The organism is Vibrio sp. 2130-1 (assembly GCF_033339515.1).
Genome location: NZ_JAWOUT010000587.1, coordinates 1 through 554, shown reverse-complemented (window position 1 = coordinate 554; position 554 = coordinate 1). Strand labels below are relative to the sequence as shown.

The window sequence follows — 554 nt, the reverse complement described above, 5'->3', positions numbered from 1 at the left end:
AATTGCAACCATCCGTCTAACACGTCTTCGCTGGGTTCAGTTTGTAGCGAAGTCAGTTCATATTCAGAGTAACTGCCAAAGTTCATCCAAATTCGGCTTGAGATTTCGCGTTGCTCTGCTGATGACGCGTATTGACTAAACGCAACCAGTTGGCGGTTGGCTTCAAACGGCTGATTTAGGCTTTGGTAAGCATCGGCACGTAGAGAGTAGTAATCTTTCCACTGCTCATTCGGTAGTTTCCACCAAGGCTTAAAGTTAAGAAGTTGCAACAACTGAGAGTAATCGCCTTGCTTTTGCTGTATGGTCGCACGCGCCAGTTGCCACTCCGCCTGTTGAACTTCCGTCAATTGTTGGCGAGCCAGACGTTTTATCAGAAGGTCTGCTTGATCCAATTGGTTCGCTTGGATTGCGGCTTTGGTTGCCATGATCAACCAGTCGTTTTGTAAGCTGCCTTCCGTGCTATCAGCTTGAATCATGTAGTTCTGTACCGACTGGGTAGGCTCAAGTGTGACATCTACGCCATCAGGCTGTCTCGGGCCTGAAGAACAGGCGGC

At 48.7% G+C, this 554-nt stretch carries 1 protein-coding gene; it reads right to left on the bottom strand.

Annotation, left to right across the window (positions count from 1 at the left end; translation table 11 throughout):
* The coding region (locus R7Q09_RS27550; RefSeq protein WP_318144131.1) for a penicillin-binding protein activator at positions 1-554 on the bottom strand (554 nt) is incomplete at both ends.